Origin of the sequence: Halomonas sp. H2, from assembly GCF_050215315.1 — a bacterium.
Classification (GTDB): Bacteria; Pseudomonadota; Gammaproteobacteria; order Pseudomonadales; family Halomonadaceae; genus Vreelandella.
The window spans coordinates 2,672,488-2,688,927 of sequence record NZ_CP189760.1; the positions used below are offsets into that span (position 1 = coordinate 2,672,488).

15 protein-coding genes are annotated in these 16,440 nt (G+C 55.8%); 3 read left to right on the forward strand and 12 right to left on the reverse strand.

Annotated features, from left to right (window positions below; all coding sequences use genetic code 11):
* Positions 1 to 10 precede the first annotated feature (10 nt).
* From ACQE2I_RS12415 to ACQE2I_RS12430, 4 genes are all read right to left on the reverse strand, one after another.
* Entirely contained in the window at positions 11 to 1,042 is a 1,032-nt protein-coding gene (locus tag ACQE2I_RS12415) for a patatin-like phospholipase family protein (RefSeq protein ID WP_427028395.1), read from the reverse strand.
* 14 nt (positions 1,043 to 1,056) lie between these two features.
* The gene (locus tag ACQE2I_RS12420) at positions 1,057 to 1,992 is read right to left on the reverse strand and encodes an alpha/beta fold hydrolase (RefSeq protein ID WP_427028396.1); all 936 of its coding nucleotides are present in this window, start codon (positions 1,990 to 1,992) and stop codon (positions 1,057 to 1,059) included.
* A gap of 228 nt (positions 1,993 to 2,220) precedes the next feature.
* Positions 2,221 to 4,791, reverse strand: a complete 2,571-nt coding sequence (locus ACQE2I_RS12425) for an ABC transporter permease (protein ID WP_427028397.1) — start codon at positions 4,789 to 4,791, stop codon at positions 2,221 to 2,223.
* Complete coding sequence (locus ACQE2I_RS12430; RefSeq protein ID WP_427031464.1) at positions 4,788 to 5,525, reverse strand: ABC transporter ATP-binding protein; 738 nt, start codon at positions 5,523 to 5,525, stop codon at positions 4,788 to 4,790. Before ACQE2I_RS12430 ends, ACQE2I_RS12425 begins: the two co-directional genes overlap by 4 nt.
* Before the next feature lie 97 nt (positions 5,526 to 5,622).
* Between ACQE2I_RS12430 and ACQE2I_RS12435 the strand changes: the two genes are divergently transcribed.
* Positions 5,623 to 6,309, forward strand: a complete 687-nt coding sequence (locus tag ACQE2I_RS12435) for an arylesterase (RefSeq protein WP_427028398.1) — start codon at positions 5,623 to 5,625, stop codon at positions 6,307 to 6,309.
* Positions 6,310 to 6,318: 9 nt separating this feature from the next.
* Here ACQE2I_RS12435 and ACQE2I_RS12440 read toward each other — a convergent pair whose 3' ends face one another.
* Both ACQE2I_RS12440 and ACQE2I_RS12445 read right to left on the reverse strand, forming a co-directional pair.
* Positions 6,319 to 7,191 carry a DMT family transporter gene (locus ACQE2I_RS12440; protein ID WP_427028399.1) on the reverse strand — a complete coding sequence of 291 codons (873 nt, stop codon included), beginning with the start codon at positions 7,189 to 7,191 and terminating at the stop codon, positions 6,319 to 6,321.
* The gene (locus tag ACQE2I_RS12445) at positions 7,188 to 7,457 is read right to left on the reverse strand and encodes a SelT/SelW/SelH family protein (RefSeq protein WP_427028400.1); all 270 of its coding nucleotides are present in this window, start codon (positions 7,455 to 7,457) and stop codon (positions 7,188 to 7,190) included. The genes ACQE2I_RS12440 and ACQE2I_RS12445 overlap by 4 nt, the downstream gene beginning before the upstream one ends.
* Positions 7,458 to 7,778: 321 nt before the next feature.
* Here ACQE2I_RS12445 and ACQE2I_RS12450 point away from each other — a divergent pair, with 321 nt between their 5' ends.
* Positions 7,779 to 7,991 (forward strand): PA3496 family putative envelope integrity protein, encoded by a 213-nt coding sequence (locus tag ACQE2I_RS12450; protein ID WP_427028401.1) that lies wholly within the window; start codon positions 7,779 to 7,781, stop codon positions 7,989 to 7,991.
* A 131-nt stretch (positions 7,992 to 8,122) separates the two neighbouring features.
* Positions 8,123 to 9,784, forward strand: coding sequence for an energy-dependent translational throttle protein EttA (gene ettA, locus ACQE2I_RS12455; RefSeq protein ID WP_427028402.1), 1,662 nt, complete (start codon positions 8,123 to 8,125; stop codon positions 9,782 to 9,784).
* Positions 9,785 to 9,868: 84 nt separating this feature from the next.
* Here ettA and lon read toward each other — a convergent pair whose 3' ends face one another.
* The 6 genes from lon to ribH form a co-directional block, all read right to left on the reverse strand.
* Positions 9,869 to 12,334 carry an endopeptidase La gene (lon, locus tag ACQE2I_RS12460; RefSeq protein ID WP_427028403.1) on the reverse strand — a complete coding sequence of 822 codons (2,466 nt, stop codon included), beginning with the start codon at positions 12,332 to 12,334 and terminating at the stop codon, positions 9,869 to 9,871.
* A gap of 174 nt (positions 12,335 to 12,508) precedes the next feature.
* Complete coding sequence (locus ACQE2I_RS12465; RefSeq protein WP_427028404.1) at positions 12,509 to 13,762, reverse strand: DUF945 family protein; 1,254 nt, start codon at positions 13,760 to 13,762, stop codon at positions 12,509 to 12,511.
* Positions 13,763 to 13,941: 179 nt separating this feature from the next.
* Positions 13,942 to 14,415 (reverse strand): phosphatidylglycerophosphatase A family protein, encoded by a 474-nt coding sequence (locus tag ACQE2I_RS12470; protein WP_427028405.1) that lies wholly within the window; start codon positions 14,413 to 14,415, stop codon positions 13,942 to 13,944.
* On the reverse strand, positions 14,412 to 15,410 hold the full coding sequence (thiL, locus tag ACQE2I_RS12475; RefSeq protein WP_427028406.1) for a thiamine-phosphate kinase: 999 nt from the start codon (positions 15,408 to 15,410) through the stop codon (positions 14,412 to 14,414). The genes ACQE2I_RS12470 and thiL overlap by 4 nt, the downstream gene beginning before the upstream one ends.
* Positions 15,411 to 15,446: 36 nt before the next feature.
* Entirely contained in the window at positions 15,447 to 15,941 is a 495-nt protein-coding gene (gene nusB, locus ACQE2I_RS12480) for a transcription antitermination factor NusB (protein WP_427028407.1), read from the reverse strand.
* Positions 15,938 to 16,426 carry a 6,7-dimethyl-8-ribityllumazine synthase gene (gene ribH, locus ACQE2I_RS12485; protein WP_427028408.1) on the reverse strand — a complete coding sequence of 163 codons (489 nt, stop codon included), beginning with the start codon at positions 16,424 to 16,426 and terminating at the stop codon, positions 15,938 to 15,940. Before ribH ends, nusB begins: the two co-directional genes overlap by 4 nt.
* Positions 16,427 to 16,440: the final 14 nt, after the last annotated feature.

The window sequence follows — 16,440 nt, forward strand, 5'->3', positions numbered from 1 at the left end:
ACTTAGCCCTTCACTCGGTGGCATCAGAGGCGATACTGGGTATTCGCCGCTCTAGCGCTTCATCCGCTAAGTGGCGTCCTAAGCGGATCAAATCCCTACCGCGGTGGAATTCATAGGTACTACAGACGGTTTTAGGGATTTCAATCAGGATATCCGGCGGGTAGCCTGCCACCTTATACTTGGCCAGTGCCGCCTGGGTAATATCAAACGACTCCAAAATCATATCGAGCTTACTCCACTCGCGCTTGCCTCGTGCTTCGGTGGTCTCTTCGAGCTCCTCATCTTCAGCTTCACCACTTGTACCCAAGCCACTCCACAGTTTGCGAGTGGCCGTGCGCACATCGCCTATCCAGTTGCCCATGTGCTGTTCATTGTCGATCTCTTGTTTAGTGCGGTTATCGGTGGCCGTTTCCTGTTGGGGCAATAGCTCCTCTAGTGTGACCGGCAGCGGACTGTGCGCGGTAACGTTAACCGCCACTACAAAGTCCGCCTGATGGGCCGCCACCACCGGCATAATAGGTAACGGGTTGAGCAGCCCGCCATCTACCAACACCTGTTCACCCAAATGCACCGGCGTAATGACGCCCGGCACGGCAATCGAGGCGCGAATCGCCTGTAGTAGTGGACCGTTTTGAAACCACACTTCTCGCTGGCGCACTAAATCCGTCGCCACCGTCGTGATCGGAATCGCCAGGTCTTCAATTAAAATATCGCCCACTAGCGCTTCCAGCTTACTCATCACCTTGCTAGCGCGCATCGCGCCCATAGGGCTCCACGTTACATCGACCAGTTTGAGTACATCCAGGTAGTCGAGTTGGCACACCCAATCGCGGTACTCCGACAGTTTACCGGCGGCATAAACACCACCAATCAGCGCGCCCATTGAACAGCCTGACACAGTAATAATTTCGAACCCACGCGCCTCCAGTGCTTCAATCACACCGATATGTGCATAGCCGCGGGCGCCGCCGCTGCCCAGTACCAGGGCAACCTTATTGCCACTGTGATTATTGCCACTCTTCAATTGCGCCAATGCATTCATGCTGCGCTCCTTCCCTAGGCGGGATCTGCCTTACCCCAGTGACCGCCGATAACCAAGGCGACTTTCTCCACCGCACGTGGCTCCAAATGCAAGTGGTGACCGCCGCTAAGCACATGGCGGGTTAACGCGTTGACTGCTTGGCGCGCCTGAGCCGCCCAATCGCGCTCGCCCAAAATACCCTGCTCGCCTTCTATCAATAGTACCGGTGCGTTAATTTCTGCCAATAGAGCCAGCACCTGTTCGGGGGTAAAGCGTACCAGGGATGGTTTTAGCAGCCGGCTATCGGTACGCATTTGCACATGACCGTCAGCGGTAGGCTGGGTATTGCGTTCCACTAGCGGGGTCGCCGTTATGCTATCCACGGGCGTGACGCCGCCTGCCACGCGCGCGGCGACAGCGCTTTCGATATCCGGGTAGCGCGGTGCGCGTGAGAGTGGCCGGCGGTAGGCATTCAGCCCTTTGCGTAACTGGCTGGCGGTCTCTTCAACAGGCGTGTTGAGCGCCCCCAAGCCATCGATCAGCGTTAGCCGCTCAACGCGCTCAGGCAGAGCAGCGGCGAGCAAGCAGGCCACCGCCGCGCCCATGGAGTGGGCCAGCAAGCTGGTTTTCTCCAGACCCAAGGATCCCATGACATCTAGCACGTCGTTGCAGTAGTCCCAAAGAGCATAGTCCCAAAGAGCATAGTCGCAAAGAGCATAGTCTGCGCCTACTGGCGCGTGTGAGGAGTGCCCGTGGCCACGAAAATCTACTGCCACAATACGAATATCCAACGCCTCGACCAACCGCGGGGCTAAACGTGAAAAGCTGGCGGCGTTATCCAGCCAGCCGTGTAGGGCGAGCCACGTGGGGGCATTCGTGCGCCCCCAACTCAACGCGGCAAGGCGCCCCTGTGCAAGAGTAAGCGGCTGCGCCGCAACAGGGCGCGCAGCCGTAAAGCTAGATTGAGGCATATTTAACGATCCTAAAGAAACAGCGCCGCCCGCAAGATGACGGCGTAAGCTTCAAACGTTACCATGCTGGGCGTAATGCTTCTGCCTCTTTTCTCTCCACGCTCATTTGGTACCGTTATGAAACCACACCGCGATACCCGCGCCCGTAATCTGGTCTTTTTTGTTACTGTTATCAGCGCCATTGTCGTCGGCCTCTGGCTTGCGAAATAGCCAATTACTGACTCACCATTAGGCCTCGCCGAGCAGACCCAGACTAGCTGCTGGCGCTTGGCGACGCAGCCCCCGTGAAAGCACATGGCCGATGACACCAATCAGTACGGCGCCACCCACGGGGAGTAAAACCCACAGCCCCCAGTGAAACCGCGGGGCGAGATCCAATAAGTAGATGTAAAGCGCGGCAGTGGTCAGCTCAGCCAGTACCGCCCCCATCAGCCCACTGGCAAAACCTAACAGCGCATATTCAGCCCCTTGCACCCGTGAAATCATTCGGCTGCCTGCGCCAAATACGCGTAGCAGGCCGCTTTCGTGGGCGCGCACCGGGCGGCTTGCGGTGAGCGCGGCATACAGCACGCTAACCCCTGCCAACAGCACCAACGCGAGCACCAACTCCACTGCGCGGGTAACCTGGGCGAGCACATCGCGCACCTGGCCTAAAATGGCGTCTACATTCAGCAGCGAGACCCCGGGAAAGTCAGTGATCAGCTCACGGATCAGCCCCTGCTCTGCTTCAGGTAGGTGGAAGGCGGTGATGTAACTATGCCCAAATGGCTCCAATACACCCGGTGGAAAGATAACGAAGAAATTAGGCTGAAAGCTATCCCAATTGAGGCTACGCAAGCTGGTAATTTGGGTAGTGATTTCGTCGCTACCTACCGAGAACGACATCTCGTCACCAATATCCAGCCCAAGCCTTTCAGCCAACCCATCTTCCATCGAGATAGGCACCGGGGGCGCTTGAGGCGTCGCCTCAACGGCGCCCATCCAGCCTTGCCCCTGCTCTTCCTCTGTTGGCGCGGCTGAGAACCACTCCCCGGCGACCACCTCGTTGCCTTCGGGTAGCTCTGATTGCCAGGTAAGGTTGAGCTCGCGACGCAGCGAGTTATCGCCCCGCGCATCTGCCGGCACGGCGTCTCTGGGCGGCTGTCCATTAATGCCAATGATACGCCCGCGTACCATGGGATACAGCGTGCTTTGAGTTTCCACCCGCGGTGAAATCGCTGCTTCAAAAGGGTCGCGTTCGGAAGGCTGAATATTGATCGCGAAGTAATTAGGGGTGTTTTCAGGCAGTTGGTCTTGCCAAGTGCTGAGCAGGTCGCCACGCACCAGTACAATCATCGCCATGGCAAAGAAAGTGACCGCGAACGCGAGCAGTTGCCCCAGCCCCGCTTGCCGCCGCCGAGCCAACTGGCGACCGCCTAACCGCAGCGCCTGGGACCACTCGCTGCGCCCGGAAAACCGCTGCACGACACGTAACAAACCGCTAAGCATCAGCGCACTGATCATCCACAGCACGCCCAATAACAGCGCGCCACCGATCAACAGCGCAACAGCCAACGGCAGGCTACCGGAATACAGCCATAACAGCCCACCAAACACGATACTCGCCACGCCGACGACCAGCCAAGCCGAAGGCGGCAGCGGATCCAGCTCACGGCGCAGCACTTTTAACGCACTGACGCGCTTAATGCGCAGCAGCGTTGGCCCTGCAAACCCGACCAAAACGGCTAAAGCCGTAAATACCCCTAACCCCAGCGGCATGAGACCTGGTGGCGGCAGCATCATGGGCAGAAAGCTCACTAGCAGCCAGATCAGTACCGCTTGGCCGATTAGCCCAAGCAATGCGCCAATCACCGCCGCCACTAGCGCTAAGCCCAGCAGTTGTAGCGTAAAAATCGTCACTAGCTGGTGTTGGCTGGCACCAAAGCAGCGCAGTAGCGCGGCGGTATCCAGATGGCGCTCCACATAGCGACGGGTAGACATCGCCACCGCCACGCCCGCCAGTAACACCGCCGCTAGTCCGGCTAAGCCAAGGTAACTTTCAGCTCGCTGTAGCGCATTGCCCAGTTGTGGGCGGTCTACACGCACATCACGCACTTCTACGCCGTCGCGCCGCAGCTCTGCAAGCAGGCCTTGCACTTGATCAAGTGCGGCAGGGGCGCCTGCGGCTAAAATTTCAAACTCAATCCGCGAGCCTTGTTGAACAAGGCCAGTGGCCTCGACATCCGCCGTGTGCATCATCAAGCGCGGATTAAAATTGCCAAAACCGCCAGATTGATCCGCCTCACGCTCAATAATCCCGCTAACGGCCAGTTCGGTTTGCCCCACTTGCACGCGATCGCCCAGCGCTATATCGACCAGTTCCACTAGACGCGGATCGGCCCATGCCTCCCCAGGCGGTGGCCCAGAGGCAATTTGTTCAGTCCCATTGCCAAAGTCGACATGGGAAACGCCGTAGTGAGGGTAAACATCATCGACCGCTTTTAGGCTGGCCGGTTGAAACCGCTCGCCGCGGCTAATCATTGAGACTAGGTCAACTTGGTCGCTAAGCACAAAGCCGGCGCTCTCAAGGCGCTCCCGCAGCTCCTCTGAAAACGGGTCACGCTGCTCTAGCACCAGGTCGCCACCCAGCATCTGGCCCGCCTGGCGCTCCAAGCCGCGCTCTAAACGGTCAAGAAAAAACGCAATCATGGTAGAAGCCGCCACGGCCAATACCAGGGCAATAAAGAGTGCACGCACATCGGCAGCGCGCAGGTCTCGCCGGAGACTGCGCATTGCCAGCCGCCAGTTCACATCGCTCATGGCGTCTCCTCTTCATTGATAACCGCCTTGGGCACAAAGGGTTCCAGGCGACCATGAGCCAAGCGCAAGCAGCGGTCACAGCGCCGCGCTAAGGCATGATCGTGGGTGACCAAAATAAGCGTAGTGCCCGCCTCGCGGTTTAGAGTGAAGAGCAGATCAATTATTTGCGCGCCGGTATCAGGATCTAAATTGCCGGTTGGCTCATCGGCAAATACCAGTTCAGGGTCGGTCACGAAAGCGCGGGCAACGGCAACACGCTGCTGCTCACCGCCGGAAAGCTGTTTGGGTAGATGCTCCACGCGTTCACCCAGCCCCACTCGCGCTAACCACTGCGCGGCGGTTTGCGTTTCCCCGGCGCGGGGCGATAGTTCAAGCGGCAGCATGACGTTTTCAAGCGCGCTCAGAGTAGGTAACAGCTGAAAGTTCTGAAATACAAAACCGACCCGCCCAGCGCGCAATGCTGCACGCCCATCTTCATCCAAACGACTTAGCGCGTAACCAAATAGCGTTAGTTCGCCGTCGCTGGGTGTATCAAGGCCAGCCAGCAGACCCAGCAGCGTTGATTTACCCGCACCGCTTTTACCCAGAATAGCGACACTTTCCCCCGCCGCTACGCTTAGCGACAGGTCGTGTAAGATAGTCAGTGAGCGTTCACCGCTAGTTACTTTTTTAGACAGTTTTTCAGCGTGTAATACTGGCTGCTTAGTTATGCCGGGGGGAACGTTATGCGCCATGGGGGTGTCTGCAAGAGGGCGGCGAGCATCATGTGTAGGCTCGCCCTTTGTTGAGGCGTGTCCGGTTGAGTTTTCAGTTTGATCAGAGGAGTAAGGCATGAAGCATGGCATCCCTAAAGCTTGGTGTGGACTGAACCGTATGGTAACCGTATGGGTGCTAGTACTGGTAGCCACCTGCGCCTCGATCTCAGTCAACGCTGAGCCTGTCAGTGAAGACGGGCGCCCCACCCTGCTAGTAATGGGCGACAGTTTAAGCGCTGCTTACGGTATTGAACGTGAAGATGGTTGGGTTAGCTTACTGGCCGAGCGCTTAGATGATAAAGCACAGGTCATCAATGCCAGTATTAGCGGAGAAACAACGTCTGGAGGGCTACAAAGATTCACCGACATTATCGGACAACCGCAGCCGGATATTGTTCTACTTGAATTAGGCGGTAATGACGGCTTGCGCGGCTTAGCACCTAACCAAATGCAGGCGAACTTAGCCAGCATGATTGAGCAGAGCCAAGCAGCCGGGGCTCAGGTGCTGCTGCTGGGCATTGATATTCCACCCAACTATGGCCAAGCCTACCGTGATGCGTTTACCGGCGTATTTCACTCCTTGGCAGACGAGTACGACGTTGCTTTAGTCCCCTTCTTGCTAGAGGGTATCGCCTTGAATAATGCACTAATGCAAAGTGATGGCATTCACCCCACTGCTGATGCGCAACCGATCATTTTAGACAATGTGTGGCCTGAGCTTGAGCCGTTACTAGAAACCAACTATCAAGCAGAGGTTAATTAGGGCTGCAAATCAGTCACTTTTTTGTGCATTCTGTAGCCCTAAACCTAATAAAATCAACATTAGCCCAATCATTGTCGAAGGCAAAATTGGCTCTCCTACGACTAAAAAAAGCAGCAATAGCGATACTGGCGGCGAAAGGAAAATCAGGTTTGAAACTTTGGCGGTACGCGATACCTGATGCACCGCTAGTTGCCAGAGAATGAACGCTATGCCCATTTCGAATAGCCCGACATACACCCCAGCGCCAAAGGCTGGCCAGCCATGCCATTGCAGACCAGGGCCCAGCAGCAAGAGAACCGTTAACACGGGCAGGCCTACGCTGAAATTTTGCCATTGCCCTACTAAGGGTGGCCGAGGGTCGCGCGCATTGAGCAACCAATAAAGTGCCCATATCAAGGTAGAAGCCAACGCCAGCACCACACCTAACGGGTCAGCAAAGGCGACATTAAAAACGGCACCGCGTGTCGCAATGACCCACACGCCCGCATAAGCCACCAGCCCAGCCACGATATCCATGCGCGTTAATCGCTGCCCAAGCATTGGCACAGCTAAGAACGCCATTGCTAAAGCCCAGGTATAATTCAGCGCCATCGCCTCTTGCCCGGGGAGCCGGTCATAAGCGGCGAACAACACTAGGTAATACGCCACGGGGTTCATCAGCCCCGCCCAGGCGGCTGTTTTCCAACCGCTACGTAGCGCCGTGGAAATATTCCCCTGCTTGATGACTAACGCGCCCATCAAGGCCCAGGAAACAAGGGCTGCAAGCCACATCAACTCCAAAGGGCTCATCCAAGCGAGCGCCACTTTGAAGGCCGTTGCCACCGTCGACCATAACGCGACGGCCCCTAACCCATAGAGAACCGCCTGCCGATCCTGGCTCATCGGTCGATATGCCCTAAATCACGGCCAGGCTCTAACTGATCTCGAACACACTGCTTAAGCAATTTAATATCGGGAAAGCCACCGTCACGCTTGCGTTCCCACAACAGCACACCATCACACCAAATCTCGAACGTACCGCCATGGGATGGAGCCAATGCGACCTCGCTTAAACCTTCACCGAAGGTTGAGAGCAGTTCCTGCGCATACCAACCGCTACGCAATAGCCATTGGCACTGAGTGCAATAGCGGATTTGAATACGTGACATCCTTGATCTCCCCAACAAGTTAATCTGACATCCTTAGGTCTATTCTGTCATCTAGCGATAGCAACCGCCAAGAAGCCGCAATGGCCGCCTAGGCGACATAGTTAGTACTAGCAGCGGCGCGGGAAATTAATGGGCTGTCGTTTCTCAGCAAAAAAACTCATCAGGGCTTGCACTTCATCCCGACTGGCGTTATATAGCGGCAAGGCGCATAAACTGCGCTAGGCGCTTCACTTTGCCAGCAGCATGCACTGCATAGTTAGCATGTGGTGGCAAAGGAAGCCGTTGTTATGCCGGGTAGCCGGCTGGGTTGGAGGACATCACATGAGCCGTGACCCCTTAAGTCGTGAAACGTTTACTACCGATGCTCTCGATGCAGAAGAGTTTGAAAGCTTAGATGCCATTAATGATGATCACTACGGCAAAAACAAACCCAGTAAGGCGGACAGCTTACGTGCACGCCGCCAAGTTGAAGCGTGGTTGGAAGAGCGCCGCCTACAGCGTGTTATTGAAGATGACTGGGATGAAGAAGAGTAATCGTTAGCAAGGCCAAGCTAGCTGAGCGCCTTAAGCGACCTAGCCTTTCCTGGCCCAGACCTCTATCATCAGACTTTAGCCAGTAGCCTGCTGCTGTCGCTTACTTCCTTTCATCAACCTAACGGATCTCCATGGCGCAATACGTTTTCACCATGAACCGGGTTGGCAAAGTAGTGCCGCCCAAAAAGCAAATTCTTAAGGATATTTCGCTATCGTTTTTTCCAGGTGCCAAAATTGGTGTGCTGGGCCTTAACGGTTCGGGTAAATCAACACTGCTGCGCATTATGGCCGGTGTCGATAAAGAGTTTGAAGGTGAAGCTCGTCCGATGGCTGGCATCAATGTTGGCTATCTCCCCCAGGAGCCACAATTAGACGACGAGAAGAATGTCCGTGACACCGTTGAAGAAGCGCTCGGTGCCATCAAAGAGGCGCAAGAAAAGCTAGATGCGGTTTACTCCGCCTATGCAGAGCCAGACGCCGACTTTGATGCGCTGGCAAGCGAGCAAGCGCGGCTTGAAAATATTATTGAGGCGGCGGACGCACACAACCTTGAGCGCAAGCTTGAAGTTGCTGCTGAAGCGCTGCGTCTGCCCCCCTGGGATGCCAAAGTCGGTAACCTTTCCGGCGGTGAACGCCGCCGCGTAGCTCTGTGTCGTTTACTGCTCTCTAGCCCTGATATGCTGCTGCTTGACGAACCGACTAACCACCTTGATGCAGAGTCGGTGGCTTGGCTTGAGCGCTTCCTGCATGACTACAGCGGCACGGTAGTGGCTATTACCCACGATCGCTACTTCCTGGATAATGTCGCTGGCTGGATACTTGAACTCGACCGTGGTCAAGGTATCCCGTTTGAGGGTAACTACTCCCAGTGGCTGGAGCAGAAAGATCAGCGCTTGAATCAAGAAGCCAAACAGGAAGCGTCGCGCCAAAAAGCTATCAAGCAGGAGCTTGAGTGGGTGCGTAGCAACGCCAAGGGCCGCCAAGCAAAAAGCAAAGCGCGCCTTAATCGCTTTGAAGAGATGCAGTCGGGCGATTTCCAAAAGCGTAACGAAACCAATGAAATTTATATTCCGCCCGGCCCACGCCTGGGCGATAACGTCATTGAATTTCGTGATGTCGCCAAACGTTTTGATGACAAGCTTCTCTATCAAAACCTCTCCTTCACCATTCCACAAGGTGCCATTGTCGGCATCGTTGGGGGTAACGGTGCAGGTAAATCGACGCTTTTCAAACTCATTACCGGTAAAGAGCAGCCAGATGCAGGCGAAGTGTTGGTTGGGGAAACGGTCGATATCGCCTATGTCGAGCAGTTACGCGACGCCCTAGACGACAAGCAAACCGTTTGGGAAGCCGTATCGGATGGCCAGGACATCCTCAATATTAATGGCTATGAAGTCTCTTCACGCGCCTATGTTGGTCGCTTTAACTTTAAGGGTAACGACCAACAGAAACGCTTATCGGAGCTTTCCGGTGGTGAGCGCGGCCGTTTGCAGCTCGCTCAAACGCTCAAGCAAGGCGCTAACGTGCTGCTTCTTGATGAGCCCTCTAACGACCTGGATATCGAAACCCTACGGGCGCTGGAAGAGGCACTGCTGGCGTTCCCAGGCTGTGCGATGGTGATCTCTCACGATCGCTGGTTCCTGGACCGTATCGCCACGCACATTATGGCGTTTGAAGGTGATTCTGAGGTGGTCTTGTTTGAAGGCAACTACGCTGAGTACGAAGCAGATCATAGAAAGCGGGTCGGTAACGATACGCCTAAGCGCATGAAATATAAGCGCATTGATGCCTAATAACTAACATCACGTTAGCAACTATTAGCAACAAAAGGCCCCGCACAGCGGGGCCTTTTAGCACATGGATAATCCTTAATTTTACTAGCGACCAAAGACGACCTCTGCTACGTCACGATAACGCTTGGCGAAGTGCACCGTCATGCCCTCTTTTAAATAGTCCGGCAGCTCTTGGTAATCACGCTTGTTAGCGTCGGGCAGGATTAATTCAAAAATATCGCTGCGCCGCGCGGCAATCACCTTCTCACGAATACCGCCCACCGGTAGCACTTGGCCCGTTAAGGTGAGCTCGCCGGTCATTGCCAATGGCCGATCAATCGCATGGTGCTTGGCCAACGACAGCAGCGCAGTGGTCATGGTCACCCCGGCCGAAGGGCCATCTTTAGGCGTGGCACCTTCTGGAACGTGCAAGTGCACAAATGCTGAATCAAAGAAATCGGCATCGGCACCATACTCTTTCAGGTGGCCCAGGGTATAGCTGTAGGCGATATTAGCGGACTCCTGCATCACCTCTCCCAGCTTGCCGGTAAGTTTAAAGCCGCGATCCAGCGAGTGCACTTTGCCTGCTTCAATGGGCAGTGTTGCCCCACCCATGGATGTCCACGCCAAACCGGTTACCACTCCTTCGCCGGTGAGCACTTTTTCCTTCCGGAAGATAGGCGCGCCCAAGAATTCTTCCAGATTTTTAACCGAGATCTTGACCGTTTCTGCCTCCTCTTCGAGCAGTTTAACGGCAGATTTACGCACAATCCGATGCAGCTGTTTCTCCAGCTGGCGCACCCCAGCTTCACGGGCATAACCTTCAATCACCTGCTTTAAGGCCGCATCGGACAAGCTGATGCGTTTTTTCGTCAAGTTGTCGCGCTTGAGTAGCTTCGGCCACAGGTGGTTCTTGGCAATCGCCAGCTTCTCTTCCGCGATATAGCCGGAAAGGCGAATCTGCTCCATACGATCAAGCAGCGGCCCCGGAATCGAATCCAGCGTGTTAGCGGTGCATATAAACAGCACCTTGGAGAGATCCATGCGCACATCTAGATAGTGATCCAGAAAATCGACGTTCTGTTCAGGATCAAGCACTTCCAGCAGTGCCGAGGCAGGGTCGCCCTGGAAGGATTGGCCCAGCTTATCGATCTCGTCGAGCATGATCACCGGGTTTTCAACCTCGACCTCTTTAAAGGCTTGTACCAGCTTACCGGGCATCGCGCCCACATAGGTACGGCGGTGGCCTTTAATCTCCGCTTCGTCGCGCATACCGCCGACGGAAAAGCGATAAAACTGGCGACCTAAGGCTTCGGCAATCGAGCGGCCTATAGAGGTTTTACCTACCCCTGGCGGGCCCACGAGTAGCACAATCGAGCCACCCACATCGCCCTTGAAGGTGCCCTCGGCAAGAAACTCGACAATGCGCTCTTTAACGTCTTTCAGGCCGTCATGATCGCGATCCAGCACTTTGCGTGCATGGGGCAGATCCAACTGATCCTGACTGGTCACCCCCCAGGGCAGTGAGGTTAGCCAATCAAGATAATTTCGTGTGGTGCCGTACTCAGGCGAGCCGGTTTCCAATACGCTGAGTTTATTGAGTTCATCGTCGATACGCGTCTGGACGCGCTCGGGCACCACCAGTGACTCCAAACGCGCTCTAAAAGTATCGACATCGTTTTCACGATCATCTTTAGAGATACCCAGCTCGCGCTGGATCACTTTGAGCTGCTCGCGCAGGAAGAATTCGCGCTGGCGATCCTGCATCTGGGCGTTTACCTGCTCGCTGATTTCGCCCTGGAGCAGCGCCACATCGATCTCTTTACGTAGCAGCGGCAGCACTTTCTGCATCCGCTCTTCCACCGACAGTGTGGCCAGAACATCTTGCAGCTCGGGGCCTTTAGCGGAAGTAATGGCAGCGGCAAAATCCGTCAGCGGCCCCGGCTGATGGGGGCTAAAGCGATTGAGATAATGCTTGAGCTCTTCGCCATACAGCGGATTAATCGGCAACAGCTCTTTAATGCCGTTAATAATCGCCATGGCGTAGGCGCGGGTCTCTTCATTCTCTGCGTTTACTGGCTCTTTGGGGTAGGTAACTTCGACCAGGTAAGGCGGCTCTTTGGAGAGCCAGCGAGTAATTTTGAAACGCTGAAGACCTTGAGCGATAAACTGAATCTGCTCGTCTTCGCCCTTGAGCTTATGCACTTTGACGGCGGTGCCGATGTCAGGAAAGCCTTCGTGGTCAAGCGAGCTAACGCCCTGCTCACCCACGAAGGCAACGCCTAGCGTGTGGTGTGGCGTATTATTCACGCGGCGCATGGTCTCTTCCCAGCGCTCACGGTTAACCACCAGTGGCTGTACCTGGGCAGGGAAAAAAGGACGATTATGAATAGGTAGCAGATAGATGCGTTCAGGCAGCATGTCGCTGGCTGGCACCAGCGAGTTTACCCGCTCGCCATCTGAGCGGTACTCCTGGCTGCCCTGTTCATCGGCAGTGGTTGAGGATGACTGTTCATCTTCAGCTTGCCAGTCAAGGTGGTCATTATCGCGTTCGTAATCCTGGTCGCTCATGCATCCTCCAATGAACCGATAGCGGCGGTGAGAACCGCCTAGTGTTGTTCATGGAATGCGGGCAGTGCGCTAAAACTTCAACCCTTAGGGAGTAGAACAGTCGCTTTAAACTGCGCGCTGACCAGGGCTTAGAAGATTGTGCGGCTTTGTTCAATCAACAGTGAGCGCTGGTGACTAAGGCCACAGTTCGGGCATGGGGCGACCATTAACCCGCCATACACCGCGCACCACATCAAACTGCAGCTCGCGGGTACCCAGCGGTAGCCCTAACCATAATGCCGCCACGGCAGGCGCATCGCGCCAGGTGAAGTCGCCGTCGATGCGCTCCAGCCATTTGGCCTGCTCTTTTGGTTTATCGAGGTTTACCACGCTAAGCTCATCCAACTGACGGGCATCAAAAAATAGCGCGCCATCGGCATCTAATCGGATACCCAATAGCGGGCTATCGATGGCAATCGTGGTGACATCCAAGCGCGGCGAGTCACTGAGTATTTTGCGTAAATCCGGCTCCAGGCGTGCTAACAGCCCTTCCGCCATGGGGAGACTGGCGTCGCCCCATGCGGCTTCCTGACGTAGACGGCGAATGGCATCGCGCACCGCATCGGCGTTCAAACGCCAAAGTTCCATCTCAATTCTGCCATTGAGTAGCGGTGTGTCGGGCGCCTCAGAGGGAACCACGACATCTCCTACCTCTAAATCACCCTTGATGCGCAGTTCGCTCTCATCCAGCACCATATGGCTGTTTAGGTCGAGGGGAGAAAGCTGTAAATCGTAGTAGGGATAGCTCAGTTGCAGCGTTTCAATATGCAGATGGTCGCGTTGGGAAAAGTGGTAAGCCCCTTCAGTATAGGTATAGCGGCTCTCAAGCTCGGTGGGGCCTAATGCAAGCTGGGCCATGCCATCGGTGAGCGTTAACTGATCCAACAGAGCGCGCAATCGCCAATCGCCAAACACACCTTCAAGGCGTAGCCGGCCACCACGAACAGCTAACTCGCGGCCATTCTGTTGAACAACGAAGGGAGCCAGCGCTAGACGCAGTTCACTATGCCCACTCAGAGTGTGGTAGCGCCCTTGCCAGCGTGGCACAGAAGGGGCCGTCACTTCACCGACCGCCTGCTGGAACACGGTGTCCAGGCGAGGCAATACGGTGCCTTCGACATCCGTGCTTAAAATGCCGTGGCGCGCGTGATAGGTCAGCTCAAGACGCCAAGGGCGACCCAGCAGCGGAGAAAGAATTAGCCTACCTTGGGAACTTAGCCAGCCTTGATGGCTCTCAGTACGGTTGACGCGCCACTCTCCGCGCGCTTCCAGGTCTTCTAGCGCTTGGCGCAAACTGCGTTCGAATAGAACGCTTGAGAGAAGCTGCGCTGCCACCCACAGCACGGCGATGATCGCCAGGGTAGGCACGATCAGACGTTCCTTGCGCATGCCACCTCCTTGAAGCCAACGCCTTGCAGTCAACGCACTCGAAAAAAGTTATCAACCGCTCCTGCTCTCTATTTACCACTCACTACTCACCACTTACCACTTACCACTTACCACTCACCACTCACCACTCACCACTCACCACTCACCACTCACCACTCACCACTCACCACTCACCCAGTTTAGTGCAACCAGAACCACAGGTGCATAATACTCCAGGCGTAGACCCCTGCCATCACATCATCGATCATAATACCAAAACCACCGGCAACCCGGCGGTCAGCCCAACGTATTGGCCATGGTTTAAACACATCGAAAATGCGGAATACCAAAAACCCCCAGAGCGCAGCTTCCCATGAAAAGGGCACTGCCGTCATGGTCAACCAATAGCCGACAAACTCATCCCACACGATACCCGAGTGGTCGTGTACGCCCAAATCATGGGACGTTTTATCACATAGCCAAACGCCGATAACAAAAGCGACAAAACAAATACTTAAATACCAGCCTAGAGGCAAATCCGCCATCATCCAGTAGAACGGAATCGCCGCTAGCGTACCGAAGGTACCGGGCGCCCAGGGCACCGCACCACTGCCTAAGCCAAACGCAAAAAAATGTGTTGGGCGACGCCAGACACTTTTCGGTGCACGATTCATGGCGCTTCCCCACTAAAATGCTGCCAACCGGCATAGCCACTGACATAACCACTCAGATCACTCTGGTCAGAGGCACTAACGCCTAGCGTCTCGCAACAGTGACCAATCACCGTTAGCGTTAAACCTAATGACGCCAGACGCTGTTGGGCCTTGGCTATATCGTCAGCGCGTAACGTGACTAGCAGTTCATAATCATCGCCACCGGAAAGCGCTGCCTTCAGGGCCGCCTCCCGGCCCAGCATGCCTTCCAAGCCTTCCGCTAACGGCAACGCCTCCAGCGAGATTTCGGCACCTACCTGTGAGGCTTCGCGAAGATGCGCTAGGTCGGCCATTAAGCCGTCAGAAATATCCATCGCCGCGGTGGCTAACCCACGCAGTGCCACGCCCGCCGCCAAACGCGGTTCAGGCAGCAGGTAGCGGCGCAACAACGGGTGCGCCAAGTCACGCTCACCCTTATTCCAGAGCGCTAGCCCACCTGCCCCGCCGCCTAATGCACCGGTAACGGCAATCAGGTCGCCAGGCTGAGCACCGCTGCGGGTCAGCGCTTCGCCTACCGGCACTTCGCCCATGACAGTAACGCCGATGGCCAGCTCGCCGGAGGTGACATCGCCCCCCGCCAGCGTTGTAGCGTGCTGCTGGCTGAGGGCATGAAAACCACGGGCGTAGTCAGCCAGCCAGGCGTGAGCCGCGTCGTCATCGGCAAATTGATGCTGGTCGAAGGTTAACGCCATCAAACACCAACGAGAAACAGCGCCCATGGCCGCCAAATCGCTAAGCGCCACAGCCAGCGCACGGTGGCCCACCGCAAACGCTGGGGCTTCGCGGGGAAAGTGAACATTTACGACAGAGGTATCAACGCTCACGGCCAGGTGCTGGCCCGCGGTCGGTACCAGTAGCGTGGCGTCGTCTCCACATCCAAGTGTGACGCCATTGGACGTAGCCGCCTCCTGCGACGACATGAAGTAGCGTCGGATCAAATCAAATTCGGCAAGCACAAAGGCCCCTTAAACGCATTGTCAAACCGCTCGCGTTCAGAGACGACGAGCGCTGACTTCGGCACTGCGCAAGCGAATCGCCAGCTTATCGAGAATACCGTTCACGTATTTATGGCCATCGGTGGCGCCAAATGACTTAGCCAGCTCAACGCCTTCGTTAATGACTACACGATAGGGTACTTCCATGCGGCGGGAAAGCTCGTAAGCGCCTAACCGTAGGATAGCCAGCTCTACTGAGTCGAGATCTTCCAAGCGGCGGTCTAACAGCGGAGCAATTTCACGATCCAGCTCGGCTTTGAAGCGCACGGTGTTGTGCAGCAGGTCGTGAAACAGCGCTTTGTCGGCGATTTCCATCACCTTCACCCAGTTTTCATGATCTTCCAAGTCGTCATCGGCGACTTGGCTACGAAACTCGGCTTCAATGGTAGTGATCGACTTGCCGGTCATTTGCCACTGATAAAGCCCCTGCACGGTTAATTCGCGCGCCGCGTGGCGGCTCTGCTGCGCGGCAGATGGTTTACGCTCGCTCATTGACTCTCTCCTGCCGGCAGCGCGCGTAGCAAAGAGACCATTTCCATGGCCGCCATAGCCGCTTCGGTGCCTTTATTACCGGCTTTGGTGCCTGCGCGCTCAATGGCCTGCTCAATGGTTTCGACGGTCAGTACGCCGTTGGCAACCGGGGTATCAAACTCAAGCTGCAAGTGGTTAATCGCCGTATTACAGCCACCTGCCACGTACTCAAAGTGCGGCGTTCCACCGCGAATGACCGCGCCGAGCGCAATCACCGCGTCAGGCTTCATCACCTTCAGCACGCGCTTAACCGCCAGCGGCAATTCCCACGCGCCCGGCACGTGAACAATGTGGATCTGTTCAGCGTCGACACCATGACGGGTCAAGCTGTCGACGGCGCCTTCCACTAGGCTGTCCACCACGTGATGGTTAAAACGGCCCACCACGATGACATAGCGGCCATCGACATCAACAAACGTACCTTCAACTTGAGTGAGGGATTGCATCAAATTTAGTCCTA